Raw genomic sequence first — 22,913 nt, 5'->3', positions numbered from 1 at the left:
AAAGCGGCGTCCCGGCCCCGGCCACGCGTACGAACTACGAGGTCAGACGCCCGTTGCGGAAGAGATCGACGAAGATCTGGTGGTCGGCGCGGGCCCGGGCGCCGTACGCGTGGGCGAAGTCCACGAGCAGCTCCGCGAAGCCCTCCTCGTCGGCCGCGATCGCCGCGTCGATGGCCCGCTCGGTGGAGAACGGGACCAGGGAGTGCCCGCTCTCGGCCTCGTCGGCCGCCGCGTGCATGGTCGCCGTCGCCCGGCCCAGGTCCGCGACCACGGCCGCGATCTCCTCCGGGTCGTCCAGGTCCGACCAGTCCAGGTCCACCGCGTACGGGGAGACCTCGGCCACCAGCTGCCCGGCCCCGCCCAGCTCGGTCCAGCCCAGCCACGGGTCGGCGTGGGCCTGGAGGGCGCGCTGGGAGATCACCGTGCGGTGCCCCTCGTGCCGGAAGTACTCCCGCACCGCCCGGTCCGTGATGTGCCGGGACACCGCGGGGGTCTGCGCCTGCTTGAGGTAGATGACGACGTCGTTCTCCAGGGCGTCGCTGTGCCCCTCCAGCAGGATGTTGTAGGAGGGCAGGCCCGCCGAGCCGATGCCGACGCCCCGGCGTCCCACCACGTCCTTGACCCGGTAGGAGTCGGGCCGTACGAGGGACTCGTCGGGGAGGGTCTCCAGGTACCCGTCGAAGGCGGCCAGCACCTTGTAGCGGGTGGCGGCGTCCAGCTCGATGGAGCCCCCGCCGGCGGTGAAGCGGCGCTCGTAGTCCCTTATCCCCGTCATGGAGTCCAGCAGGGAGAAACGGGTGCGGGAGCGGGCCGAGCGCAGCGCGTCCAGCAGCGGGCCCTCGGCGGTGTCCAGGGTGAAGGAGGGCACCTCCTCTTGCTTGGCCCCCGCCGCGAGCCGGTGGATCCGCTCCCGGTAGGCGCCGGCATAGGTCCGCACCAGCCCGCTTATCTGGTCGTCGCTGAGCGCCTTGGTGTAGCCGATCAGGGCGACGGAGGCCGCGAAGCGCTTCAGGTCCCAGGTGAAGGGGCCGACGTAGGCCTCGTCGAAGTCGTTGACGTTGAAGATCAGCCGGCCGTTGGAGTCCATGTACGTGCCGAAGTTCTCGGCGTGCAGATCGCCGTGGATCCACACCCGGCCCGTCCGCTCGTCCAGGTACGGGCCGCCGTGCCGCTCCCGCTCCAGGTCGGAGTAGAAGAGGCAGGCCGTGCCCCGGTAGAAGGCGAAGGCCGAGGCCGCCATCTTCCGGAACTTCACCTGGAAGGCAGCGGGGTCGGCGGCGAGCAGCTCACCGAAGGCGGTGTCGAACACGTCGAGGATCTGCTCGGCGCGCTGCTCGTCTGTCGTCTCGGGAACCGCCATGGCGGGTGCCTCCTGGTGGTGCGGGGCGGATCGGTGTCGATCGCATTCCGGACAGGTGTCCTTGGTTCTGCAACGCACGACCGTACCCGTCGGTGCCCGTGAACTGTCACCCGGTCGACGTAGGATTCAGAGCTGCCCCCTCTCTCCCCTCCGGAGGACTCACACCGTGACCAAGCCGCCGTTCACGCACCTGCACGTCCACACCCAGTATTCGCTGCTGGACGGTGCCGCGCGGCTGAAGGACATGTTCAACGCGTGCAACGAGATGGGCATGACGCACATCGCCATGTCCGACCACGGCAACCTGCACGGGGCCTACGACTTCTTCCACACGGCCCAGAAGGCCGGCATCACGCCGATCATCGGCATCGAGGCGTACGTCGCCCCCGAGTCCCGGCGCAACAAGCGCCGCATCCAGTGGGGCCAGCCCCACCAGAAGCGCGACGACGTCTCCGGTTCCGGTGGTTACACCCACAAGACGATCTGGGCGGCCAACGCCACCGGCCTGCACAACCTCTTCCGGCTGTCCTCCGACGCCTACGCCGAGGGCTGGCTGACCAAGTGGCCGCGCATGGACAAGGAGACCATCTCCAAGTGGTCGGAGGGGCTCATCGCCTCCACCGGCTGCCCCTCCGGCGAGCTCCAGACGCGCCTTCGCCTCGGCCAGTTCGACGAGGCCCTGAAGTCCGCCTCCGAGTACCAGGACATCTTCGGCAGGGACCGGTACTTCCTGGAGCTGATGGACCACGGCATCGAGATCGAGCGCCGGGTCCGCGACGGCCTGCTGGAGATCGGCAAGAAGCTCGGCATCCCGCCGCTGGTGACGAACGACTCCCACTACACGTACGCCAGCGAGGCCGGCGCCCACGACGCCCTGCTCTGCATCCAGACCGGCAAGAACCTCTCGGACCCGGACCGCTTCCGCTTCGACGGCACCGGCTACTACCTGAAGTCGACCGACGAGATGTACGCCATCGACTCCTCGGACGCCTGGCAGGAGGGCTGCGCCAACACGAAGCTGGTCGCGGACCAGGTCGACACCGAGGGCATGTTCACGTTCCGGAACCTGATGCCGAAGTTCGACATCCCGGACGGCCACACCGAGGTCAGCTGGTTCCGCGAGGAGACCATGCGCGGCATGCACCGCCGCTACCCGGGAGGCATCCCGGAAGACCGGATGAAGCAGGCCGAGTACGAGATGGACACCATCATCTCGATGGGCTTCCCCGGCTACTTCCTCGTGGTCGCCGACTTCATCATGTGGGCCAAGAACCAGGGCATCGCGGTGGGCCCCGGCCGAGGCTCCGCGGCCGGCTCGATCGTCGCGTACGCCATGGGCATCACCGACCTCGACCCGCTCACCCACGGTCTGATCTTCGAGCGTTTCCTGAACCCCGAGCGCGTCTCCATGCCCGATGTCGACATCGACTTCGACGAGCGCAGGCGCGTCGAGGTGATCCGGTACGTGACCGAGAAGTACGGCCAGGACAAGGTGGCCATGATCGGCACCTACGGCACCATCAAGGCCAAGAACGCGATCAAGGACTCCGCCCGCGTCCTCGGCTACCCGTACGCCATGGGCGACCGGCTCACCAAGGCCATGCCCGCCGACGTCCTCGGCAAGGGCATCCCCCTCTCCGGCATCCTCGACCCGCAGCACCCGCGCTACGGCGAGGCCGGCGAGATCCGCGGGATGTACGAGAACGAGCCGGACGTCAAGAAGGTCATCGACACCGCGCGCGGCGTCGAGGGCCTGGTCCGCCAGATGGGCGTGCACGCCGCCGGCGTGATCATGTCCAGCGAGACGATCACCGACCACGTACCCGTCTGGGTGCGGCACACCGACGGCGTCACCATCACCCAGTGGGACTACCCGAGCTGCGAGTCGCTCGGCCTGCTGAAGATGGACTTCCTCGGCCTTCGCAACCTCACGATCATGGACGACGCCGTCAAGATGGTGAAGGCCAACAAGGGGATCGACATCGATCTCCTGGCCCTCCCGCTCGACGACCCCAAGACCTTCGAACTGCTCGGCCGCGGTGACACCCTCGGCGTCTTCCAGTTCGACGGCGGGCCCATGCGCTCCCTGCTGCGCCTGATGAAGCCCGACAACTTCGAGGACATCTCCGCCGTCTCGGCCCTGTACCGGCCGGGCCCGATGGGCATGAACTCGCACACGAACTACGCCCTGCGCAAGAACAAGCAGCAGGAGATCACCCCGATCCACCCGGACCTGGAGAAGCCCCTCGAAGAGGTGCTCGCGGTCACCTACGGCCTGATCGTGTACCAGGAGCAGGTGCAGAAGGCCGCCCAGATCATCGCCGGGTACTCGCTCGGCGAGGCCGACATCCTGCGCCGCGTGATGGGCAAGAAGAAGCCCGAGGAACTGGCGAAGAACTTCACCATCTTCCAGGAGGGCGCCCGGAAGAACGGCTACAACGACAAGGCCATCCAGGCCCTGTGGGACGTCCTGGTCCCCTTCGCCGGCTACGCCTTCAACAAGGCCCACTCGGCCGCGTACGGCCTGGTCTCCTACTGGACCGCCTACCTCAAGGCGAACTTCCCGGCCGAGTACATGGCGGGGCTCCTCACCTCGGTCAAGGACGACAAGGACAAGTCCGCGATCTACCTGAACGAGTGCCGGCGCATGGGCATCAAGGTGCTCCCGCCGAACGTGAACGAGTCCGAGCCGAACTTCGCCGCCCAGGGCGACGACGTGATCCTCTTCGGCCTCACCGCGGTGCGCAACGTCGGCCAGAACGTCGTCGAGTCGATCATCAAGACCCGGAAGGCCAAGGGGAAGTTCTCCACCTTCCCCGACTTCCTGGACAAGGTCGAGGCCGTGGTCTGCAACAAGCGGACCGTCGAGTCGCTGATCAAGGCCGGCGCCTTCGACGAGATGGGCCACACCCGCAAGGGCCTGGTCGCCCACCACGAGCCGATGATCGACAACGTGGTCGCGGTGAAGCGCAAGGAGGCCGAGGGGCAGTTCGACCTCTTCGGCGCAATGGGTGACGAGGGCGCGGGTGACGAGCCCGGCTTCGGCCTCGACGTGGAGTTCTCCGACGTCGAGTGGGAGAAGTCCTACCTGCTCGCGCAGGAGCGCGAGATGCTCGGCCTCTACGTCTCCGACCACCCGCTCTTCGGCCTGGAGCACGTGCTCTCCGACAAGACGGACGCCGGAATCTCCCAGCTGACCGGCGGCGAGCACTCCGACGGCGCCGTCGTCACCATCGGCGGCATCATCTCGGGCCTCCAGCGCAAGATGACCAAGCAGGGCAACGCCTGGGCCATCGCCACCGTCGAGGACCTGGCCGGTTCCATCGAATGCATGTTCTTCCCCGCGACCTACCAGCTCGTCTCCACCCAGCTGGTCGAGGACACCGTCGTCTTCGTCAAGGGCCGCCTCGACAAGCGCGAGGACGTCCCCCGTCTGGTCGCCATGGAGATGATGGTCCCCGACCTCACCTCGGCCGGCACCAACGCCCCGGTGGTCCTCACCATCCCCACGGTCAAGGTCACACCGCCGATGGTGACCCGTCTGGGGGAGATCCTGCGCCACCACAAGGGCAACACGGAGGTGCGGATCAAGCTCCAGGGACCGCGGACCACCACCGTGCTGCGCCTCGACAAGCACCGCGTGCAGCCCGACCCGGCCCTCTTCGGCGACCTCAAGGTGCTGCTCGGGCCGTCCTGCCTGGCCGGATAGCAACCTCGCCCACCGGCGCCGTACGCACGGAAGGGCCCGCCCGGCATCGGGCGGGCCCTTCCGTCACCTCACGTCGTGCGGCGTCAGTTGTGGCCGAACTTCTTCTGCTTGCTCTTGTGCGCCAGGTCCATCGGACTCGGCGACGGGTTCACCGATTCGGCCGGGCTGTCCATCGAGCCCTTCGACGGGTCCTGCGAAGAGCGGGCCTGCTGCTGCTTCGACGGCTGCTTCTGATTCTTGTTCTTGGCCATGGTGGAACCTCCGTGAGGGTCTAGGGGCCAGGACCGCCTTCACACTCACACAGCGCCCGAAACCGCGCATTTTGGATCATTACTGCGCGTAGCCGGGTGCGGTTCCCGGCCCCTCCGTGAGATCCGCCACGCCGATGATCGAGTTCCGGCCTTCAACACCCTTGAGGTCGGGCAGACTCGGGGCACCCGCCGAAACACAGAGGACCCCCAGGGAAGAGGGTGGAACGCGTGGACCGCTGCGTCGTCCTGGTGGACGCCGGCTACCTGTTGGGCGCCGCCGCCAGCCTTCTCGCCGGGGAGCCCTCCCGCTCCCGGATCACCGTGGACCATGCCGCCCTCATCCAGGGCCTGCGCGAGCGGGCCGAGGCCGACACCGAGCAGCCCCTGCTGCGCATCTACTGGTTCGACGGCGCGCCCGACCGGGTGCCCCAGCCCGAGCACCGGCGGCTGCGCGTCATGCCCCGCGTCACCGTCCGCCTCGGCGCCCTGACCCGCAGCGACGGCCGCTGGGCCCAGAAGGGCGTCGACGCCGCCATGCACGCCGAGCTCACCGAGCTCGCCCGCAACCGCGCCTGCTCCGACGTGGTCCTGGTCACCGGCGACGGAGACCTGCTGCCCGGCCTGATGTCCGCCAAGGAACACGGGGTCGCCGTCCACCTGTGGGCCGTCCAGGCCGCCGACGGGGACTACAACCAGTCCGAGGACCTCGTCGCCGAAGCCGACGAACGCCGCGTCCTGGACCGGGCCTGGATCACCCGGGCCGTCCGTGCCAAGGACCTCACCGGCCTGTGCTCACCGCCGCCCGCGCCGCGCCCCGACATCGCCGCCATCCTCTCGGCCCCGCTGCCCGAGGCGGCGCTCGCCGAGGCCGCCCGCAACGGCGCCGCCGCCACGGGCGACGACGACACCGAGGGGGCACCCGTACCGGCGCCGACCGCGCCCGGGGGCAAGACCGTACCCACGCCCAAGGACCTCGCCGGAGCCCTGCGCGCCCCCGGCCCGCAAACCGGACCGCAGACCGGGGCCGGCGGCGGACCGGCCCCCGCCAGCGCCCTGCGCTGGTCCTCCGACAAGGGCTGGATCGACCGCGCCGGACCGCTCGGCGAGCCCGCCGAGACCGCCTCGCTGCCCACCCTCGCCCAGCTCACCAGCGCCGAGCAGCGCTGGGCGGACCGCGAAGAGGACATCACCACCGTCGGCGGGGACCCGTTCGAGGTGGGGCAGGTGTTCGCCCGGCGCTGGATGGAACGGCTCCCCGAGACCGTCCACCTGCAGAAGCTCGCCACCATGTACCCGCGCATCCCGCACCGGATCGACGGCGAGCTGCTGCGCTACGCCGCCCGGTTCGGGCTGCTCGCGCACAAGGACGACCAGATCGACGAGCACGACCGCTACGCCATCCGCGCCGGGTTCTGGCGCGAGATCGACGTCCGCGCGGCCGCCGAGCACGTGGCCGCCGTCCCGGCCGCCGCGCCCGGATCCGGCACCGGTGAGCTCGGTGCCCCGCTGACCCCGGCGGCCGAGTAGGGGCGGGAACCCCGTAGGCTGCTCCCTCGTGAGTACGGGCACAGCAAAAGCGGAAAACGGCACGGCGGCCGTGGGAGCGGCTTCGGACGTGATCTGCGCGGTGCGTGACCTGGTCAAGACGTATCCCGCCGTACGCGGCCGGCGCGGGGCTCCCGCGCTCCCCGAGACCCGCGCCAGCGACGGCATCTCCCTGGACGTGCGGCGCGGCGAGATCTTCGGTCTGCTCGGCCCCAACGGCGCCGGCAAGTCCACCCTGGTCCGCCAGCTCACCGGCCTGATGCGGCCCGACGCCGGCACCGTCACCCTGCTCGGCCACGACCTCGTACGCCACCCCGAGCGGGCCTCGCGACTGCTCGCCTACCTGGGGCAGGAGTCCACCGCCCTGGACGAGCTCACGGTGGCGCTGGCCGCCGAGACCACCGGGCGGCTGCGCGGGCTCGACGCACGGGCGGCGCGGGCCGCCCGCGACGCCGTACTGGAGGAGCTCGGGCTGACCGGGATCGCCGGACGGCCCCTGAAGAAACTTTCCGGCGGACAGCGGCGCCTCGCCTGCTTCGCCGCCGCGCTGGTGGGGGAGCGGCCCGTACTGGTCCTCGACGAACCCACCACCGGCATGGACCCCGTCGCCCGGCGGGCCGTCTGGTCCGCCGTGGACCGGCGGCGCGCCCAGCACGGCGCGACGGTCCTGCTCGTCACCCACAACGTCATCGAGGCCGAGACCGTCCTCGACCGGGTCGCCGTCATCGACCAGGGCCGGGTCATCGCCTGCGACACCCCGGCCGGGCTGAAGGCCGAGGTCTCGGGCGAGGTCCGGCTGGAGCTCGTGTGGCGGGAGACCGCTCCCCTGGACGTCCCCGAGGTCGCGGCGCTGCGCGAGCACGCCGTCGAATCCGGACGGCGCTGGGTCCTGCGGCTCGCGCCGGACGAGGCCCGGGCTGCCGTCGCCTCGGTGACCGGCGGTTCGGCCTTCGCCGCCCTCGACGACTTCACGCTGGCCACGCCGAGCCTTGAGGACGTGTACCTCGCACTCGGCGGAAAGACGAAGGGCCTGGTGAAGTCGTGAGCGACCGTCCGGCAAGCGCCGTCCTGCCGACTCCGGCCCCGGCCCCGGCCCCGGCCGAGGGACCGGCCCCCGCGCCGCTCGCCCCGCGGGCACGGTTCCTGCCCGCGCTGGCCGCCGTGTACCGGGCCCAGCTGTCCCGGGCCCGGGTGGCACGGATCCCGCTGCTCTTCGTGGCCACCTTCCAGTCCGTCGGGATCATGATCCTGATGCGGGGCGTGGTGGACGGGGGCTCGGAGGCCCGGGCCGTCGTCGCGGGTTCCTCCGTACTGGTCGTCGCCTTCGTCGCGCTCAACCTGCTCGCCCAGTACTTCGGGCAGCTGCGGGCGAGCGGCGGGCTCGACCACTACGCCACCCTGCCGGTGCCGCCCGCGTCGGTGGTGCTCGGTGCGGCCGCCGCGTACGCCTCCTTCACGCTGCCCGGGACGCTGGTCACCGCCGTCTTCGGGTGCGTGCTCTTCGGCCTGCCGATGAGCGGGCTGTGGATCCTGGCCGCCGTGGTGCCGCTGGCCGGGGCCGCGCTGGCCGGGCTCGGCGCGGCACTGGGACTGCTGGCGCCGCGGCAGGAGCTGGCCACGCTCGCCGGTCAGCTCGGGATGTCGGCGGCGCTGCTGCTGGGAGTGCTGCCGCCCGAGCGGATGCCGGACGTGATCGTGTGGGCGCGGGACCTGCTGCCGTCGACGTACGGGGTGGAGGCGTTCGCGCGGACCTTCGCCCCCGAACCGGACTGGGCCGCCGTCGCCTTCGACCTCGGTGTGTGCGCGGCCGTCGGAGTCCTCTCGCTGGCCGCCGCCACCTGGGCGTACCGGCGGGCCGCGGTCCGCTGAAGCGGTCCGCCGACGCCGCCGCCGGGCGCACCTGGCACGATGTGGGGGTGACCGAAGCCGTGACCCCGCCGTCTCCTTTCGACCCGCCCTCGCTCCCGCCCGAGAAGCCGGGCGGGACCGTCCGGGCCGTCACCCCCGAGGACATCCGGGATTCGGCCGTCGTCGCCCTCGCGATCGGCGTGGCCGGCCTGCTCCTCGGCGCGCTGTGGGTGTGGCTGGCGCCGCGCGTGCAGTACGTCGCCAACGGGGAGTCCGTGTTCCTGCGCAACAGCGAGAGCGAGGCGCGGATCGCGTCCGACGGAACCTTCGTCCTGCTCTCGGTGGGGCTGGGCGTGCTGAGCGCCGTCGGCGTGTTCCTGTGGCGCCGGGCCGGCGGCGTGCCGCTGGTGATCGGGCTCGCCGTCGGCTCCTGCTTCGCCGCGCTGGTGGGGTGGCGGTTCGGGCTGTGGCTGGGGCCGGCCCCGGACCTGGCGGCCGCCGCCGCCAAGGCGGGCCAGGGGGTGCCGTTCGACGCGCCGCTGCAGTTGCTGGCGCACGGGGCGCTGCTGGCGTGGCCGATGGCCGCGGTCCTCGTCCACCTGGGCCTCACGGCCCTGTGGGCCCCCCGGGAACCGGACCCCGTCCCGGTCTACGGCTGGTCCGGCTACCACCAGTCCCCGCAGTCCGACCCCGAGCCCCCGCGCGGCTGACCCGCCGCCTCTCGCGGCTCCGCCTCTCGCGGCTCCGCCTCGAACCCCGCGCCTCAAACGCCGGCGGGGCCGAAACGACTACGCTCGGGCCGTGGGACAGCCCGAGCAGCGCGCCGAAGGCGCAGGACCGTTCACCACCCGGCGCACCTGGTACCGGCCCGAAGGGGAAACGGTGGTGTGGGAGTCGCGGGTCGCGCGCAGGCGCGGAGTGCTCTCCGTCCGCGCCCCGGGGGAGACCGTCGAACGGACCACCTCCGCCGATGCCGAGGCGCTCCGCCGCCTGCGCAAACTCAACGCCCTCGCCTCGGGGGCGTTCGTCATCGGGGGAGCCCTCTTCGCCCTCGGCGCCGCGGTCTCCCAGTTCGGCTCGGGCGACGCGCTCGAAAGCGCCGCGATCTACTTCGCGGGCGGTCTCTTCTTCAACACCGGGGGATACGTCTCGCTCCTCCAGGTGCTGAACGCGCCCCGCCACTCCCCGGAAGGCGGCCGGCTGGTCACGGCCGACTGGAGGTGGTGGGGGTACGAACCGACGCGCGTGGACTGGCTGAGCACGTTCGTGCTGTTCGTCGGAACGCTCGTGTTCGGCGTCAACCTGCTGGACTCGTTCCTGCAGGGGCTCAGCGTCCAGCAGGTCAACCGGCTGATCTGGACTCCCGACGTGATCGGCTGCGTGCTGTTCCTGGTCTCGGGGCACCTGGGGTTCGCCGAGATCTGCCACCGGCCCTGGCCCTGCCTCCGCTCGCGCAGCCTCGGCTGGTGGATCGTCGCCGTGAACCAGCTCGGGTCGGTGCTGTTCATGCTCTCGGCCCTGGCCGCCTTCACCCGCCCCGCCACCGGAGGCCTGGTCAACGCCGGCATCGCCAACTGGGGGACGCTCACCGGCGCCCTGTGCTTCTCGTTCGGCGGGGTGCTCCAGGCCTTCGAACGGCCTTAGGAACGGCCGATCGGCGCCAGGACGGCCGACGTGAGGGCGGTCAGGTCCGACGGGGCCAGCTCGACCTCCAGGCCCCGGCGGCCGGCCGAGACACAGATCGTGGCGTGCCCCGAAGCCGACGCGTCGAGCACCGTGCGCAGCCGCTTGCGCTGCCCCAGCGGCGAGATGCCGCCGCGCACGTAGCCCGTGGTGCGCTCCGCCAGCGCGGGATCGGCCATCGCGGCCCGCTTGCCGCCGACCGCCGTCGCCAGCGCCTTCAGGTCCAGGGACCCCGAGACCGGGACCACCGCCACCGTCAGGACCCCGTCCACATCGGCGACGAGGGTCTTGAACACCTGCGCGGGCGAGACGCCGAGCGCCTCCGCCGCCTCCTCACCGTACGAGGGGTGCGCCGGGTCGTGCTCGTACGCGTGCGTGGTGAACGGGACGCCCGCCGCCGTGAGGGCGACGACCGCCGGGGTGCCGGCCGCCGGCTTCGTCTTCTTCGCCATCGCCGATCCGTCAGTTCGGGCTGGTCGGGGCGCGGGTCAGATCCACCGCCGGCAGGGACGGGAGGTGGCGGATCACCGCCGTCTCCGCACGCAGCAGTTTCAGTTCCTCGGCCAGCCGGGTCGCCGTGTCCGGGGCCTGCAGCAGCCGCTGCTTCGCGGGGATGTCCAGCACCGCCGCCGCTGCCACCAGGTAGGAGACCACGGACGGCTCGTCGGGGAGTTCCGCGCCCGTCAGGGACCGCTCGCGGGCCCCGGCCAGCCGCTTCTGGTAGTTGCGGAACGCCCGCAGCACCCCCTCCGCCAAGACCCCGGCGCCGTCGCCCGAGTCCTCCGGGAGCTCTTCCAGCTCGGCCGTCAGGAAGGGGCCGGACGCGTCCACCGAGAGCAGGCGGACCCGCGTCGTGCCGGTCGCCAGGACCTCGAAGCTGCCGTCCTCGCGCTCCCGGATCGTCGCAGCGTCCGCGATGCAGCCCACCCGGTGGAAGGCCTGGATCGGGTCGGAGCCGAAGCCCGCCGCGGGCCCGCGCTCGGGCAGGGCCGTCTGGTCCGGCAGGCCGGGCGCGGTCGGTGCGACCTCGCGGCCGTCGCGGATCGCGACGACCGCGAACCGGCGCGGTTCCTCCTCGGCCGTCTTCAGCAGCTCGCGCATCATGGCGCGATAACGCTCCTCGAAGATGTTCAGCGGGAGGACGAGTCCCGGGAACAGCACCGAGTTCAGCGGAAAGAGGGGCAGGCGAACGGTGGTCACGAGGCACAGGGTAATCGCCCGGGCACAGCCCCCGTCACCCCCGCCGCAGCAGCCGGGACGCTCCCGCGGCCACCGTCGTGGCCAGGATCCAGCCCATGATGACGAGGCCCGCCGCCCCCCACTGCCAGCCGCCCTCCAGCTTCCACTGGCCCTGCTGGCCGAGGTCGATCACCGGGAGCAGCAGATCCAGCGCGTACAGGGCGGCGCTCCACTGCGGATGCTCGTCCTCCTTGATGGCCGGCGGGTCGAGCTGGGAGAACAGCAGCGCGCCCGCCGCCCACAGCACCGCCATCCACAGCGCGGCCCGGCCCGGCCGGTACCCGTAGACCACCGTCCAGTCCTGGAGGTACCCCCACGCCTTCGGCCCCGGCGGCAGCGTGGCCCGGCGCCGCCGCTGCTTGGCCAGCAGCACCTCGCGGGCGTCCGCGTCCTCGCCGCTGGCCCGCAGGACCGCGGCCAGCCGCTCGTACGGCTCCGGCGAGTACTCGGGGGTGGCCGCCGCCACCCAGGCGAGGCGCCGGGCGAGCGGGAAGTGGCCGCGCGGCGCGAGGTTCTCGTAGACGAATCCCTCTATGGACACCCCGCCCGGGCCCGGCCAGCTCGTGGAGGTGTCGACGAGCTTCACCACTTTGGCCCCGGACACCACGACACGCCCGCGCTCCGGCCGCTCCCCGACGAAACGGAACTCGGGGGTCTGGATCCGGCGCAGGGATATCTCCTGCTCGTCCGTGAGCCCGAACTGCGCGCCGTAGAAGTCGATGGCGTCCCCGAAGCGGCCGTCGTCCAGCCGCAGCCCGCCCCGGCACTCGAAGCGCTGCGCCCGCTGCCCGCGCGTCGGGGTCAGCCCCAGCCCGTACGGGGGAGTGGACGAGCCGTCCCCGCCCTGCATGTAGCCCAGCGCGATCGAGGTCAGGTACAGGGTCCGCTCGACGGTCAGCTGCGGGGCGTTCAGCGCGTACCGCCCGGACGGGTTGCGCAGGCGGGCCCCGCGCAGGTTCATCGACACGCCGACCTTGGCGCCGCGCAGGCTCACCTCCCCGTACGTCTCCAGCAGCTCGCCCTGGAAGTCCTGCGCGACCGACATCCCGTCGGCGGCGATCGCCCGGCCCTTGCTGTCCCGCTGCACCACGGCCTGGCTGACCAGCAGGTCGGTGCCGATCTGGGCGTCGGTCAGCCGGATCCCGCGCGCCACCCGGCAGCGCGGCAGGTGCAGGTCGCCCTCGGTGTGCAGGCGGGCCGCCTCCAGCCGCGGAATCGCGCAGTTGATCAGGCGCAGCGTGCCGAAGCGGGCCTCGGACAGCTGGATCTCGCTGTCGAAGCGGCAGGACTGGAGCTCCACGTACGGGGCCACCGTGCCACCGGACAGATCCAGCCGCCCGGCGATCCGCACCCCGCGCAGCTTGAGGGAGGCCACCCGCCCCGGCACCGGCGGCGGCCCGTGGAGCAGCAGCAGGGCCACCACCTGGGCGCGGACGCTGCGGCCGGGACCCCAGACGCGGTCGGCGTGCGGATCGTCCTCGTCGGCGGCACGGGCGCTGAGGTCGCAGACGCTGCCGGTGCGGAACGCCTCCCACATGCGGTGCTCGGCAGCGGTGAGATCCGCCGGTTCCTCGCCCGCGCGCGCCTCGGTCACGGCGGCCCCCCTCCGCTGACATGTACGTGTAGATCAAAGTTATCGGGCGCCTGTGACATCCGGGGCGTGTATCAGCCAGTGATACGGGCGAACGGTGGCACCGGGCGGTCTGAGAGAATTGGGAGGTGATCTCTCGTATCGACCTGCGCGGTGACGCCCTCCCCGAGGGTGGCGCCCTGCGCGATCTGCTGCCCCGTGCCGAGTTCGACGTAGAAGCTGCCCTGGAGAAGGTGCGGCCCATCTGCGAGGACGTCCATCATCGGGGCACGGCGGCGCTGATCGAGTACGCGCGGAAGTTCGACGGAGTCGAGCTCTCGCAGGTCCGGGTACCCGCGGAGGCCATCAAGGCCGCCCTGGAGGAGCTGGACCCGGCCGTGCGCGCCGCCCTGGAGGAGTCGATCCGGCGCGCCCGGATCGTGCACCGCAACCAGCGCCGCACCGAGCACACCACCCAGGTGGTCCCCGGCGGAACCGTGACCGAGAAGTGGGTTCCGGTGGAGCGCGTGGGCCTGTACGCCCCGGGCGGCCGCTCCGTGTACCCCTCCTCCGTCGTCATGAACGTCGTACCGGCCCAGGAGGCGGGCGTCGAGTCGATCGCGCTCGCGTCCCCGCCGCAGAAGGAGTTCGGCGGCCTGCCGCACCCGACGATCCTCGCCGCGTGCGCGCTGCTGGGCGTCGACGAGGTGTACGCGGCCGGCGGCGCGGTCGCCGTCGCGATGTTCGCGTACGGCACCGAGGACTGCCTCCCGGTCAACATGGTGACCGGCCCCGGCAACATCTGGGTCGCCGCCGCCAAGCGCTACTTCACCGGGAAGATCGGCATCGACACCGAGGCCGGCCCGACCGAGATCGCGGTCCTCGCGGACTCCACGGCCGACCCGGTGCACGTCGCCGCCGACCTGATCAGCCAGGCCGAGCACGACCCGCTGGCCGCCGCCGTGCTCGTCACCGACTCCGCGGAGCTCGCGGACGCGGTCGAGCGGGAGCTGGAGCCGCAGGTCGCCGCGACCAAGCACGTCGAGGACCGGATCAAGCCCGCGCTCGCCGGCAAGCAGTCCGCGATCGTGCTGGTCGACAGCCTGGAGGACGGCCTCAAGATCGTCGACGCGTACGGCGCCGAGCACCTGGAGATCCAGACCGCCGACGCCGCCGCGTGGGCCGCCCGCGTCCGCAACGCCGGCGCGATCTTCGTCGGCCCGTGGGCCCCGGTCTCGCTCGGCGACTACTGCGCCGGGTCGAACCACGTGCTGCCCACCGGCGGCTGCGCCTGCCACTCCTCCGGCCTGTCCGTGCAGTCCTTCCTGCGCGGCATCCACATCGTCGATTACACGCGGGACGCCCTCGCCGAGGTCACCCACCACGTGGTGACCCTCGCGGAGGCCGAGGACCTGCCGGCGCACGGCGCCGCCCTCAAGGCCCGCTTCGGATGGAAGGTTCCCCAGGCGTGACCGGCATCGACGACCTCCCCATCCGGGACGAGCTGCGCGGCAAGACCCCGTACGGCGCCCCCCAGCTGGACGTGCCCGTCCAGCTGAACACCAACGAGAACCCGTACGAGCTCCCCGCCGCGCTCGTCGCGCGGATCGCCGAGCGGGTGGCCGAGGCCGCCCGCACCCTCAACCGCTACCCCGACCGGGACGCGGTCGAGCTGCGCACCCAGCTGGCCGCCTACCTCACCCGTACGGCCGGGCACCCGGTCGCGCGGGAGAACGTATGGGCCGCCAACGGCTCCAACGAGGTCATCCAGCAGCTGCTGCAGACCTTCGGCGGGCCCGGCCGCACCGCCCTCGGCTTCGAGCCCTCGTACTCGATGCACGCGCTGATCTCCCGCGGCACCGGCACCGGGTGGATCTCCGGCCCGCGCCGGGAGGACTTCACCATCGACGTGGCGGCGGCGGAGCGGACGATCGCCGAGCACGCCCCCGACGTCGTCTTCATCACCTCGCCCAACAACCCCACGGGTACCGCGGTCGAGGCGGAGACGGTCCTCGCCCTCTACCAGGCGGCACAGGCGGCCAAGCCCTCGCTGGTCATCGTGGACGAGGCGTACGTCGAGTTCAGCCACCGCGCCTCGCTGCTGCCCCTCATCGAGGGCCGCCCGAACCTGGTGGTCTCCCGGACCATGTCCAAGGCCTTCGGCGCGGCCGGCCTGCGCCTGGGCTACCTGGCCGCGCACCCCGCCGTCGTCGACGCCGTCCAGCTGGTGCGCCTGCCGTACCACCTGTCGGCCGTGACCCAGGCCACCGCGCTGGCCGCCCTGGAGCACACCGACACCCTCCTGGGCTACGTCGAGCAGCTCAAGGCCGAACGGGACCGGCTGGTCGTCGAACTGCGGGCCATCGGCTACGAGGTCACCGACTCCGACGCGAACTTCATCCAGTTCGGGAAGTTCGACGACTCCCACACCGCATGGCAGAAGATCCTCGACCAGGGTGTCCTGGTCCGTGACAACGGAGTACCGGGGTGGCTGCGCGTCACCGCCGGCACCCCGGCAGAGAACGACGCGTTCCTGGAAGCGGTTCGCGCACTGAAGAAGGAGCAGCACGCATGAGCCGCATCGGACGGGTCGAACGGACCACCAAGGAGACCTCGGTCCTCGTCGAGATAAACCTCGACGGCACCGGCAAGGTCGACGTCTCGACCGGCGTGGGCTTCTACGACCACATGCTCGACCAGCTCGGCCGCCACGGCCTCTTCGACCTCACGGTCAAGACGGACGGCGACCTGCACATCGACAGCCACCACACCATCGAGGACACCGCCCTCGCGCTCGGCGCCGCCTTCAAGCAGGCCCTCGGCGACAAGGTCGGCATCTACCGCTTCGGCAACTGCACCGTGCCGCTCGACGAGTCCCTCGCCCAGGTGACCGTCGACCTGTCCGGCCGCCCCTACCTCGTGCACACCGAGCCCGAGAACATGGCGCCGATGATCGGCGAGTACGACACGACGATGACCCGGCACATCTTCGAGTCCTTCGTCGCACAGGCCCAGATCGCCCTGCACATCCACGTCCCGTACGGGCGCAACGCCCACCACATCGTGGAGTGCCAGTTCAAGGCCCTCGCCCGGGCCCTGCGCTACGCCGCCGAGTTCGACCCGCGCGCGGCCGGCATCCTGCCCTCCACGAAGGGCGCCCTCTAGCCGTGAACGGCCTCAACACCATCCTGATCGTCCTCGGCCTGTTCCTGGCCGGCGGCGTCTACTCCTTCAAGAAGCAGGGGATGCCCCTGGGGGTCATCGTTCTGCTCGCCCTCGCCTCCGCGATGTGCCTGGCCGCCGGAGTCCTGCGAATCCAAGGGATCTGGGCATGACCGCAACCAAGAACGTCGTCGTCTTCGACTACGGCTTCGGCAACGTCCGCTCCGCCGAGCGCGCCCTCGCCCGCGTCGGCGCCGACGTCGAGATCACCCGTGACTACGACAAGGCCATGGACGCCGACGGACTCCTCGTCCCCGGCGTCGGCGCCTTCTCCGCCTGCATGCAGGGACTGAGGTCCGCCCGCGGCGACTGGATCATCGGCCGCCGGCTGTCCGGCGGCCGCCCGGTCATGGGCATCTGCGTCGGCATGCAGATCCTCTTCGAGCGCGGCATCGAGCACGGCGTGGAGACCGAGGGCCTGGACGAGTGGCCCGGCACGGTCGGCCCGCTCAAGGCCCCGATCGTCCCCCACATGGGCTGGAACACCGTCGAGGCGCCGGCCGACACCCAGGCCTTCGCCGGCCTGGACGCCGACGCCCGCTTCTACTTCGTGCACTCCTACGCGGCGCGCGAGTGGAGCCTGGAGACCACCAACCCGCTCATCCGCGCCCCCAAGGTCACCTGGGCCACCCACGGCGAGCGCTTCGTCGCGGCGGTGGAGAACGGGGCCCTGTGGGCCACCCAGTTCCACCCCGAGAAGTCCGGCGACGCCGGCGCCCAGCTCCTCACCAACTGGATCGAGACCCTGTGATGACCGTGTCCTCAGCGAAGCTGGAACTCCTCCCCGCGGTCGACGTCCGCGACGGTCAGGCCGTTCGCCTCGTGCACGGGGTGTCCGGCAGCGAGACCTCCTACGGCTCCCCGCTGGAGGCCGCCCTCGCCTGGCAGCGCTCCGGCGCCGAATGGCTGCACCTGGTCGACCTCGACGCGGCCTTCGGCACCGGTGACAACCGCGCCCTGGTCGCCGAGATCACCGGCGCCATGGACATCAAGGTCGAGCTGTCCGGCGGCATCCGCGACGACGCCTCGCTCGCCGCGGCCCTCGCCACCGGCTGCACCCGCGTCAACCTCGGCACCGCCGCCCTGGAGACCCCCGAGTGGGCCGCCAGGGCCATCGCCGAGCACGGCGACCGGATCGCGGTCGGTCTCGACGTGCGCGGCACCACCCTCAAGGGCCGCGGCTGGACCAGCGAGGGCGGCGACCTGTACGAGACCCTCGCGCGCCTGGACTCCGAGGGCTGCGCCCGCTACGTCGTCACCGACATCGGCAAGGACGGCACGCTCACCGGCCCCAACCTGGAGCTGCTGAAGAACGTCTGCGCCGCCACCGACCGGCCCGTCGTCGCCTCCGGCGGCATCTCCTCCCTCGACGACCTGCGGGCCCTCGCCGAGCTGGTGCCGCTGGGCGTCGAAGGCGCGATCGTCGGCAAGGCCCTGTACGCCAAGGCCTTCACCCTGGAAGAAGCCCTGAAGGTGGTCTCCGCATGAGCGACGTACGCCGTATCTCTTCCGGCGGTCCGTACGAGGACGTGATCGGCTACTCCCGCGCCGTGCAGCTGCCGAACGGGCTCGTGCTCGTCTCCGGCTGCACCGCGGCCGACGCGGGCGGTCCGTACGACCAGACCGTCGCGGCCTTCGGCGTCGCCTTCAAGGCCCTCGCCCAGGCCGGCCTCGGCCCCGAAGACGTCGTCCGCACCCGCATGTACCTGACGCACGCCCGCGACGTGGACGAGGTGGGCCGCGCGCACAAGGAACTCTTCGACGCGGTCCGCCCGGCCGCGACCATGCTCATCGTCTCCGGCTTCGTCGACCCCGGCATGGTCGTCGAGGTGGAGGTCGAGGCGTACAAGGAGGCGTCCGCATGACCCTCGCCGTACGCGTGATCCCCTGCCTGGACGTGGACAACGGCCGGGTCGTCAAGGGCGTCAACTTCCAGAACCTGCGCGACGCCGGTGACCCGGTGGAGATGGCCAAGCTGTACGACGCCGAGGGCGCCGACGAGCTGACCTTCCTCGACATCACCGCCTCCTCCGGCAACCGCGAGACCACGTACGACGTGGTGCGCAGGACCGCCGAGCAGGTCTTCATCCCGCTGACCGTGGGCGGCGGCGTCCGTACCGCGGACGACGTGGACAAGCTGCTGCGGGCCGGCGCGGACAAGGTCGGCGTCAACACCGCCGCCATCGCCCGCCCCGAGCTGATCCAGGAGATCGCGGAGCGCTTCGGCCGTCAGGTCCTCGTGCTGTCGGTGGACGCCCGCCGCACCGAGACGGGCTCCTTCGAGGTCACCACGCACGGCGGCCGCCGGGGCACCGGCATCGACGCCGTCGAGTGGGCCCACCGGGCGGCCGAGCTGGGCGCCGGGGAGATCCTGCTGAACTCGATGGACGCGGACGGGACGAAGGACGGCTACGACACGGAGATGATCGCGGCCGTACGCAAGCACGTGACCGTGCCGGTGATCGCGTCGGGCGGGGCGGGGGCGCTCGCGCACTTCGCGCCGGCGATCGAGGCGGGTGCGGATGCCGTGCTCGCGGCGTCGGTGTTCCACTTCGGCGACCTGCGGATCTCCGAGGTCAAGACCGCCCTGCGGGACGCGGGCCACCCGGTCCGCTAGCGCCGTCTCCCGGGATCTGCCCCAGACCCGCGCCTCAAACGCCGGCGAGGCTGAGAATCAGCTCCTCCGGCGGTTGAGGGGCGGGGGTCCGGGGGCCGGCCCCCGGGAGACGGCCCGCAGGTCAGATGCCCAGCTTGGCCACCGTCAGCTGGGCGACCGCCTCCTTCTCCCCGTCCAGAGAGACATCCGCCGAGTCCTGACGGCCGAAGCAGAACAGGGTCAGTTCGCCCGGCTCGCCCGTCACCGTCACCACCGGCGCACCCTTGTGCGCCACCGCGGTCTGGCCGTTCGGGCGGCGCAGGACCAGGCCCACCGGGGAGCGGCGGCCCGTCAGGCGGGCCATCTTCTCCAGGCGGGACCACAGCGAGTCCGAGAACACCGGGTCCAGTTCCCGCGGGGACCAGTCCGGCTGGGCGCGGCGGACGTCCTCCGCGTGGACGAAGAACTCCACCGCGTTCGCCGCCTCGTCGATCTGCTTCAGCGCGTACACCGACATCCTCGGCGGGCCGGTCCGGATCAGCTGGATCAGTTCCTCGTACGGCTTGGCGGCGTACTCCTCCATGGCCTTGTCCAGGCGGGCCTTCAGCACGTTCAGCAGGATCCCGCCCGCCGCGTCCGGCCGCCGCTCCCGGATGACGACGTGCGCGGCCAGCTCCCGGCAGGTCCAGCCGTCGCACAGCGTGGGGGCCTCCGGTCCGGCCGCCTCCAACAGGTCCGCCAGCAACAGACGTTCACGCTTCGCATGGGTAGACATGCAGGCCAGCCTACGGCCGGAACCGGCCGTGTGCCCGCCCATCAGGCGGACGCGGATCATCACCCCCATCCCGGCCCGGCACAATGGCCGTATGAGTACGTCCCCCCGCCCCGGTTCCCTCGATCCCGCCATCGCCGCCCGGCTCAAGCGCTCCGCCGACGGACTGGTCCCGGCCATCGCCCAGCAGTACGACACCGGTGAGGTGCTCATGCTGGGCTGGATGGACGACGAGGCCCTGCACCGCACCCTGACCACCGGCCGCTGTACCTACTGGTCCCGCAGCCGCCAGGAGTACTGGGTGAAGGGGGACACCTCCGGCCACTTCCAGCACGTGAAGTCCGTCGCCCTCGACTGCGACGCCGACACCGTGCTCGTCAAGGTCGACCAGGTCGGAGCCGCCTGTCACACCGGCGCCCGCACCTGCTTCGACGACGATGTCCTCCTCCGCGCAGCCGACTAGGTAGGGTCCCCACGCAATGGATCTCGAGACGTTCCGCAAGCTCGCGGCCGACCGCCGCGTCATCCCCGTGAGCCGCAAGCTGCTGGCCGACGGAGACACCCCGGTGGGGCTCTACCGCAAGCTGGCCGCCGAACGCCCCGGCACCTTCCTGCTGGAGTCGGCCGAGAACGGCCGCTCCTGGTCCCGGTACTCCTTCATCGGCGTACGCAGCGACGCGACCCTGACCGCCCGGGACGGCCACGCGCACTGGATCGGCACCCCGCCCGTCGGCGTACCCACCGACGGCGACCCCCTGGACGCCCTGCGCGCCACCGTCGAGGCCCTGCACACTCCCCCTACGCCTGGCGGCGTGGAAGGTACCCCCGCCCGGGACCTCGCCGGGGGCATGCCGCCCTTCACCGGCGGCATGGTCGGCTACCTCGGCTACGACATCGTGCGCCGCCTGGAGCGGATCGGCGAGCACACGGCCGACGACCTCGAACTGCCCGAGCTGACCATGCTGCTCACCTCCGACCTGGCGGTCCTGGACCACTGGGACGGCACCGTCCAGCTCATCGCCAACGCGATCAACCACAACGACCTCGACACGGGCGTGGACGAGGCCCACGCGGACGCCGTGGCCCGGCTCGACGCCATGGAGGCCGACCTCGCCCGGCCCGCCCCGTACACCCCGGCCCCGCTGCCCGCCTCCGAGCTGCCGAGTTTTGAAGACGGCACAGTCTCCGCGTTGTGGGGCGGCGAGAAGTACCAGGCGGCCGTCGAGGACATCAAGGAGCGGATCCGGGCCGGCGAGGCCTTCCAGGTGGTGCCCTCGCAGCGGTTCGAGACCGCCTGCCGGGCCTCCGCGCTGGACGTCTACCGCGTGCTCCGGGCCACCAACCCGTCGCCGTACATGTACCTCTTCCGCTTCGAGAACGGCTTCGACGTCGTCGGATCCAGCCCCGAGGCACTCGTCAAGGTCGAGGACGGGCGGGCCATGGTCCACCCCATCGCCGGCACCCGCCACCGGGGCGCGACCCCGCAGGAGGACCACGAGCTCGCCGAGGAGCTGCTGGCCGACCCCAAGGAGCGTGCCGAGCACCTGATGCTCGTCGACCTGGGCCGCAACGACCTCGGCCGGGTCTGCGAGCCCGGCTCCGTCGAGGTCGTCGACTTCATGAGCGTCGAGCGGTACTCGCACGTCATGCACATCGTCTCGACGGTGACGGGCCGGGTCGCCGAGGGCAAGAGCGCCTTCGACGTGCTCACCGCCTGCTTCCCGGCCGGCACCCTCTCCGGGGCGCCCAAGCCCCGCGCCATGCAGATCATCGAGGAGCTGGAGCCCTCCCGCCGCGGTCTCTACGGCGGCTGCGTGGGCTACCTGGACTTCGCCGGTGACTCCGACACGGCCATCGCCATCCGCACCGCGCTGCTGCGCGACGGCACGGCGTACGTGCAGGCCGGAGCCGGTGTCGTCGCCGACTCGGTGCCCGAGCTGGAGGACAGGGAGTGCCGCAACAAGGCGGCCGCCGTGCTGCGCGCGGTGGCAGCGGCGAACCGCCTCCACGGCTCCTGAGGGCGTAGGGGATAGTGGGGTACGTGAGTGCCGTACCCCCGCCCCGAAACGATGCCGCGTCCGAGCCGTCCGAGCCCGAGGCTCCCGACGGCCGCAGCGCCCGCCGCAGCGTGGCCGCCGCGCTGCTGCTGGGCACCCTCGGCTCCACCGTCGTCCTGCTCGCCTCCGGCCGGACCTGGGCCCGGGGCACCACCGCCATCGGCGGTGACTCGCTCCAGCTGGCCGCCGACGGCAGGGCCGTCACCGGGCTCCCGGCCGCCCTGGCCATCGTGGGCCTGGCCGCGCTGGTCGCCGTCTTCGCCGTACGCGGCAGGAGCCGCCTGCTGGTGTCGGGCCTGCTGGCCCTCAGCGGCCTGGGCGCGGCACTGTCCGCGCTCCTCGGCTCGGACGGCCGCCGCGCCCTGGACGCGGAGGCCGCCCGTACGACCGCGGACAGCGCCGCGCACGCGGCCGCGCTGACCCAGACGACGTGGCCGTACGTCACGGCAGCCGGCGCGGTCCTGATCCTGGCCGCCGGGCTGCTGGCGCTGCGCTTCGGCCGGGGCTGGCCCTCGATGGGAGGCCGCTACGAGCGTGACGGCAGCCCCCGTACGCGGACTGTCGCGGCGGTGGATCCGGACCGGCCCGAAGATCTGTGGAAGGCTCTGGACCGCGGCGAGGACCCGACCACGGACCCGGGCACCGACCGGGCCCACTGACCCGACCCCCCCTGGACGGCCGGGCCGTCCGGTGCGGGACAATGAGCACCGAGCGTTCGACACAGACCGCACGTTCGACACAGCAGCGCGACAGAGCAACGAGGAGCAACTCATGGCGGGCACTAGCCACGGACACACCCCGGCCGCCTGGACCGGTGTCATCATCGCCTTCATCGGTTTCTGCATCTCCGGCGCCTTCATGGTGATCGCGAACCCGCTCGGCTTCTGGGCCGGTCTCGTCGTCGTCGTGCTCGGCGGTGTCGTGGGCATGGCGATGAAGGCCGCGGGCATGGGCGCGCCGAAGGCCGCCCACAAGGACCTCGCCGCGGTCATCGCCGCCAACAAGGTCCCCGCCAAGGTCTGAGCGCGACCGACGAGGTGCGCGACGAGACGCAGCACGGC

24 protein-coding genes are annotated in these 22,913 nt (G+C 71.8%); 18 read left to right on the top strand and 6 right to left on the bottom strand.

Annotated features, from left to right (window positions below; all coding sequences use genetic code 11):
- Window positions 1-34 precede the first annotated feature (34 nt).
- Window positions 35-1,360 (bottom strand): DUF2252 domain-containing protein, encoded by a 1,326-nt coding sequence (locus ACZ4VT_RS11060; RefSeq protein WP_467948494.1) that lies wholly within the window; start codon window positions 1,358-1,360, stop codon window positions 35-37.
- Window positions 1,361-1,526: 166 nt separating this feature from the next.
- On the opposite strand from ACZ4VT_RS11060, the gene dnaE reads away from it, so the two are divergent.
- Window positions 1,527-5,069 carry a DNA polymerase III subunit alpha gene (dnaE, locus tag ACZ4VT_RS11055; protein WP_467948493.1) on the top strand — a complete coding sequence of 1,181 codons (3,543 nt, stop codon included), beginning with the start codon at window positions 1,527-1,529 and terminating at the stop codon, window positions 5,067-5,069.
- An 83-nt stretch (window positions 5,070-5,152) separates the two neighbouring features.
- Here the strand turns inward: dnaE and ACZ4VT_RS11050 are convergent, their stop codons facing one another.
- Window positions 5,153-5,320, bottom strand: coding sequence for a hypothetical protein (locus ACZ4VT_RS11050; protein ID WP_467948492.1), 168 nt, complete (start codon window positions 5,318-5,320; stop codon window positions 5,153-5,155).
- Window positions 5,321-5,539: 219 nt separating this feature from the next.
- Here ACZ4VT_RS11050 and ACZ4VT_RS11045 point away from each other — a divergent pair, with 219 nt between their 5' ends.
- The 5 genes from ACZ4VT_RS11045 (at window position 5,540) to ACZ4VT_RS11025 (ending at window position 10,357) form a co-directional block, all read left to right on the top strand.
- Window positions 5,540-6,847, top strand: coding sequence for an NYN domain-containing protein (locus ACZ4VT_RS11045; protein WP_467948491.1), 1,308 nt, complete (start codon window positions 5,540-5,542; stop codon window positions 6,845-6,847).
- A 28-nt stretch (window positions 6,848-6,875) separates the two neighbouring features.
- Entirely contained in the window at window positions 6,876-7,910 is a 1,035-nt protein-coding gene (locus ACZ4VT_RS11040; RefSeq protein ID WP_467948489.1) for an ABC transporter ATP-binding protein, read from the top strand.
- Window positions 7,907-8,734, top strand: coding sequence for an ABC transporter permease (locus ACZ4VT_RS11035; RefSeq protein ID WP_467948487.1), 828 nt, complete (start codon window positions 7,907-7,909; stop codon window positions 8,732-8,734). The genes ACZ4VT_RS11040 and ACZ4VT_RS11035 overlap by 4 nt, the downstream gene beginning before the upstream one ends.
- A 47-nt stretch (window positions 8,735-8,781) precedes the next feature.
- Complete coding sequence (locus ACZ4VT_RS11030) at window positions 8,782-9,423, top strand: hypothetical protein (RefSeq protein ID WP_467948485.1); 642 nt, start codon at window positions 8,782-8,784, stop codon at window positions 9,421-9,423.
- 91 nt (window positions 9,424-9,514) lie between these two features.
- Complete coding sequence (locus ACZ4VT_RS11025) at window positions 9,515-10,357, top strand: hypothetical protein (protein ID WP_467948484.1); 843 nt, start codon at window positions 9,515-9,517, stop codon at window positions 10,355-10,357.
- Here ACZ4VT_RS11025 and ybaK read toward each other — a convergent pair.
- Genes ybaK through ACZ4VT_RS11010 form a run of 3 tightly spaced genes read right to left on the bottom strand, consistent with a single transcriptional unit; the run spans window position 10,354 to window position 13,229 of the window.
- On the bottom strand, window positions 10,354-10,848 hold the full coding sequence (gene ybaK, locus ACZ4VT_RS11020; RefSeq protein ID WP_467948482.1) for a Cys-tRNA(Pro) deacylase: 495 nt from the start codon (window positions 10,846-10,848) through the stop codon (window positions 10,354-10,356). The genes ACZ4VT_RS11025 and ybaK overlap by 4 nt on opposite strands.
- Window positions 10,849-10,858: 10 nt before the next feature.
- Window positions 10,859-11,596 (bottom strand): LON peptidase substrate-binding domain-containing protein, encoded by a 738-nt coding sequence (locus tag ACZ4VT_RS11015; RefSeq protein WP_467948478.1) that lies wholly within the window; start codon window positions 11,594-11,596, stop codon window positions 10,859-10,861.
- Window positions 11,597-11,630: 34 nt separating this feature from the next.
- The gene (locus tag ACZ4VT_RS11010; protein ID WP_467948476.1) at window positions 11,631-13,229 is read right to left on the bottom strand and encodes an oxidoreductase; all 1,599 of its coding nucleotides are present in this window, start codon (window positions 13,227-13,229) and stop codon (window positions 11,631-11,633) included.
- Between the two features lie 125 nt (window positions 13,230-13,354).
- Between ACZ4VT_RS11010 and hisD the strand changes: the two genes are divergently transcribed.
- From hisD to hisF, 8 genes are read left to right on the top strand one after another with little or no spacing between them, the layout of a single operon-like run.
- Window positions 13,355-14,677: a histidinol dehydrogenase gene (gene hisD, locus ACZ4VT_RS11005; protein WP_362806806.1), complete on the top strand. Its 1,323-nt coding sequence runs from the start codon at window positions 13,355-13,357 to the stop codon at window positions 14,675-14,677.
- Window positions 14,674-15,780, top strand: coding sequence for a histidinol-phosphate transaminase (locus tag ACZ4VT_RS11000; protein ID WP_467948474.1), 1,107 nt, complete (start codon window positions 14,674-14,676; stop codon window positions 15,778-15,780). The genes hisD and ACZ4VT_RS11000 overlap by 4 nt, the downstream gene beginning before the upstream one ends.
- Window positions 15,777-16,370 carry an imidazoleglycerol-phosphate dehydratase HisB gene (gene hisB / locus ACZ4VT_RS10995; protein WP_030155936.1) on the top strand — a complete coding sequence of 198 codons (594 nt, stop codon included), beginning with the start codon at window positions 15,777-15,779 and terminating at the stop codon, window positions 16,368-16,370. The genes ACZ4VT_RS11000 and hisB overlap by 4 nt, the downstream gene beginning before the upstream one ends.
- 2 nt (window positions 16,371-16,372) lie before the next feature.
- Window positions 16,373-16,540, top strand: coding sequence for a hypothetical protein (locus tag ACZ4VT_RS10990; RefSeq protein ID WP_362806812.1), 168 nt, complete (start codon window positions 16,373-16,375; stop codon window positions 16,538-16,540).
- Window positions 16,537-17,178, top strand: coding sequence for an imidazole glycerol phosphate synthase subunit HisH (hisH, locus tag ACZ4VT_RS10985; protein WP_362806815.1), 642 nt, complete (start codon window positions 16,537-16,539; stop codon window positions 17,176-17,178). The genes ACZ4VT_RS10990 and hisH overlap by 4 nt, the downstream gene beginning before the upstream one ends.
- Window positions 17,178-17,915 (top strand): bifunctional 1-(5-phosphoribosyl)-5-((5-phosphoribosylamino)methylideneamino)imidazole-4-carboxamide isomerase/phosphoribosylanthranilate isomerase PriA, encoded by a 738-nt coding sequence (gene priA / locus ACZ4VT_RS10980; protein ID WP_351292059.1) that lies wholly within the window; start codon window positions 17,178-17,180, stop codon window positions 17,913-17,915. The genes hisH and priA overlap by 1 nt, the downstream gene beginning before the upstream one ends.
- Entirely contained in the window at window positions 17,912-18,292 is a 381-nt protein-coding gene (locus ACZ4VT_RS10975; RefSeq protein WP_467948472.1) for a RidA family protein, read from the top strand. The genes priA and ACZ4VT_RS10975 overlap by 4 nt, the downstream gene beginning before the upstream one ends.
- Window positions 18,289-19,044, top strand: coding sequence for an imidazole glycerol phosphate synthase subunit HisF (hisF, locus tag ACZ4VT_RS10970; RefSeq protein ID WP_467948470.1), 756 nt, complete (start codon window positions 18,289-18,291; stop codon window positions 19,042-19,044). Before ACZ4VT_RS10975 ends, hisF begins: the two co-directional genes overlap by 4 nt.
- Before the next feature lie 121 nt (window positions 19,045-19,165).
- Here hisF and ACZ4VT_RS10965 read toward each other — a convergent pair whose 3' ends face one another.
- On the bottom strand, window positions 19,166-19,798 hold the full coding sequence (locus tag ACZ4VT_RS10965; protein WP_467948468.1) for a TIGR03085 family metal-binding protein: 633 nt from the start codon (window positions 19,796-19,798) through the stop codon (window positions 19,166-19,168).
- A 91-nt stretch (window positions 19,799-19,889) separates the two neighbouring features.
- Here ACZ4VT_RS10965 and hisI point away from each other — a divergent pair, with 91 nt between their 5' ends.
- From hisI to ACZ4VT_RS10945, 4 genes are all read left to right on the top strand, one after another.
- Window positions 19,890-20,258: a phosphoribosyl-AMP cyclohydrolase gene (gene hisI, locus ACZ4VT_RS10960; RefSeq protein WP_319721786.1), complete on the top strand. Its 369-nt coding sequence runs from the start codon at window positions 19,890-19,892 to the stop codon at window positions 20,256-20,258.
- A gap of 16 nt (window positions 20,259-20,274) precedes the next feature.
- Window positions 20,275-21,813 carry an anthranilate synthase component I gene (locus tag ACZ4VT_RS10955; protein ID WP_467948466.1) on the top strand — a complete coding sequence of 513 codons (1,539 nt, stop codon included), beginning with the start codon at window positions 20,275-20,277 and terminating at the stop codon, window positions 21,811-21,813.
- A gap of 14 nt (window positions 21,814-21,827) precedes the next feature.
- A complete protein-coding gene (locus ACZ4VT_RS10950) occupies window positions 21,828-22,511 on the top strand; it encodes a TIGR02234 family membrane protein (protein WP_467948464.1) in 684 nt (227 codons plus the stop codon).
- A gap of 112 nt (window positions 22,512-22,623) precedes the next feature.
- Window positions 22,624-22,875, top strand: coding sequence for an HGxxPAAW family protein (locus tag ACZ4VT_RS10945; protein WP_467948462.1), 252 nt, complete (start codon window positions 22,624-22,626; stop codon window positions 22,873-22,875).
- Window positions 22,876-22,913 lie beyond the last annotated feature (38 nt).

The sequence above is a fragment of the Streptomyces sp. NPDC029164 genome, from assembly GCF_055563995.1.
The sequence above is the reverse complement of the archived record's forward strand: the minus strand, read 5'-3'. Positions and strand labels throughout refer to the sequence as shown.

Bases quoted from the DNA above. Each gene is read 5' to 3' on its own strand.
- ACZ4VT_RS10955 (WP_467948466.1), top strand. From the start codon at position 20,275: ATGGATCTCGAGACGTTCCGCAAGCTCGCGGCCGACCGCCGCGTCATC.
- priA (WP_351292059.1), top strand. From the start codon at position 17,178: ATGACCGTGTCCTCAGCGAAGCTGGAACTCCTCCCCGCGGTCGACGTC.
- hisI (WP_319721786.1), top strand. From the start codon at position 19,890: ATGAGTACGTCCCCCCGCCCCGGTTCCCTCGATCCCGCCATCGCCGCC.
- ACZ4VT_RS10945 (WP_467948462.1), top strand. From the start codon at position 22,624: ATGGCGGGCACTAGCCACGGACACACCCCGGCCGCCTGGACCGGTGTC.
- ybaK (WP_467948482.1), bottom strand. From the start codon at position 10,848: ATGGCGAAGAAGACGAAGCCGGCGGCCGGCACCCCGGCGGTCGTCGCC.
- hisF (WP_467948470.1), top strand. From the start codon at position 18,289: ATGACCCTCGCCGTACGCGTGATCCCCTGCCTGGACGTGGACAACGGC.
- ACZ4VT_RS11060 (WP_467948494.1), bottom strand. From the start codon at position 1,360: ATGGCGGTTCCCGAGACGACAGACGAGCAGCGCGCCGAGCAGATCCTC.
- hisH (WP_362806815.1), top strand. From the start codon at position 16,537: ATGACCGCAACCAAGAACGTCGTCGTCTTCGACTACGGCTTCGGCAAC.
- hisB (WP_030155936.1), top strand. From the start codon at position 15,777: ATGAGCCGCATCGGACGGGTCGAACGGACCACCAAGGAGACCTCGGTC.
- ACZ4VT_RS10965 (WP_467948468.1), bottom strand. From the start codon at position 19,798: ATGTCTACCCATGCGAAGCGTGAACGTCTGTTGCTGGCGGACCTGTTG.
- ACZ4VT_RS10975 (WP_467948472.1), top strand. From the start codon at position 17,912: ATGAGCGACGTACGCCGTATCTCTTCCGGCGGTCCGTACGAGGACGTG.
- ACZ4VT_RS11050 (WP_467948492.1), bottom strand. From the start codon at position 5,320: ATGGCCAAGAACAAGAATCAGAAGCAGCCGTCGAAGCAGCAGCAGGCC.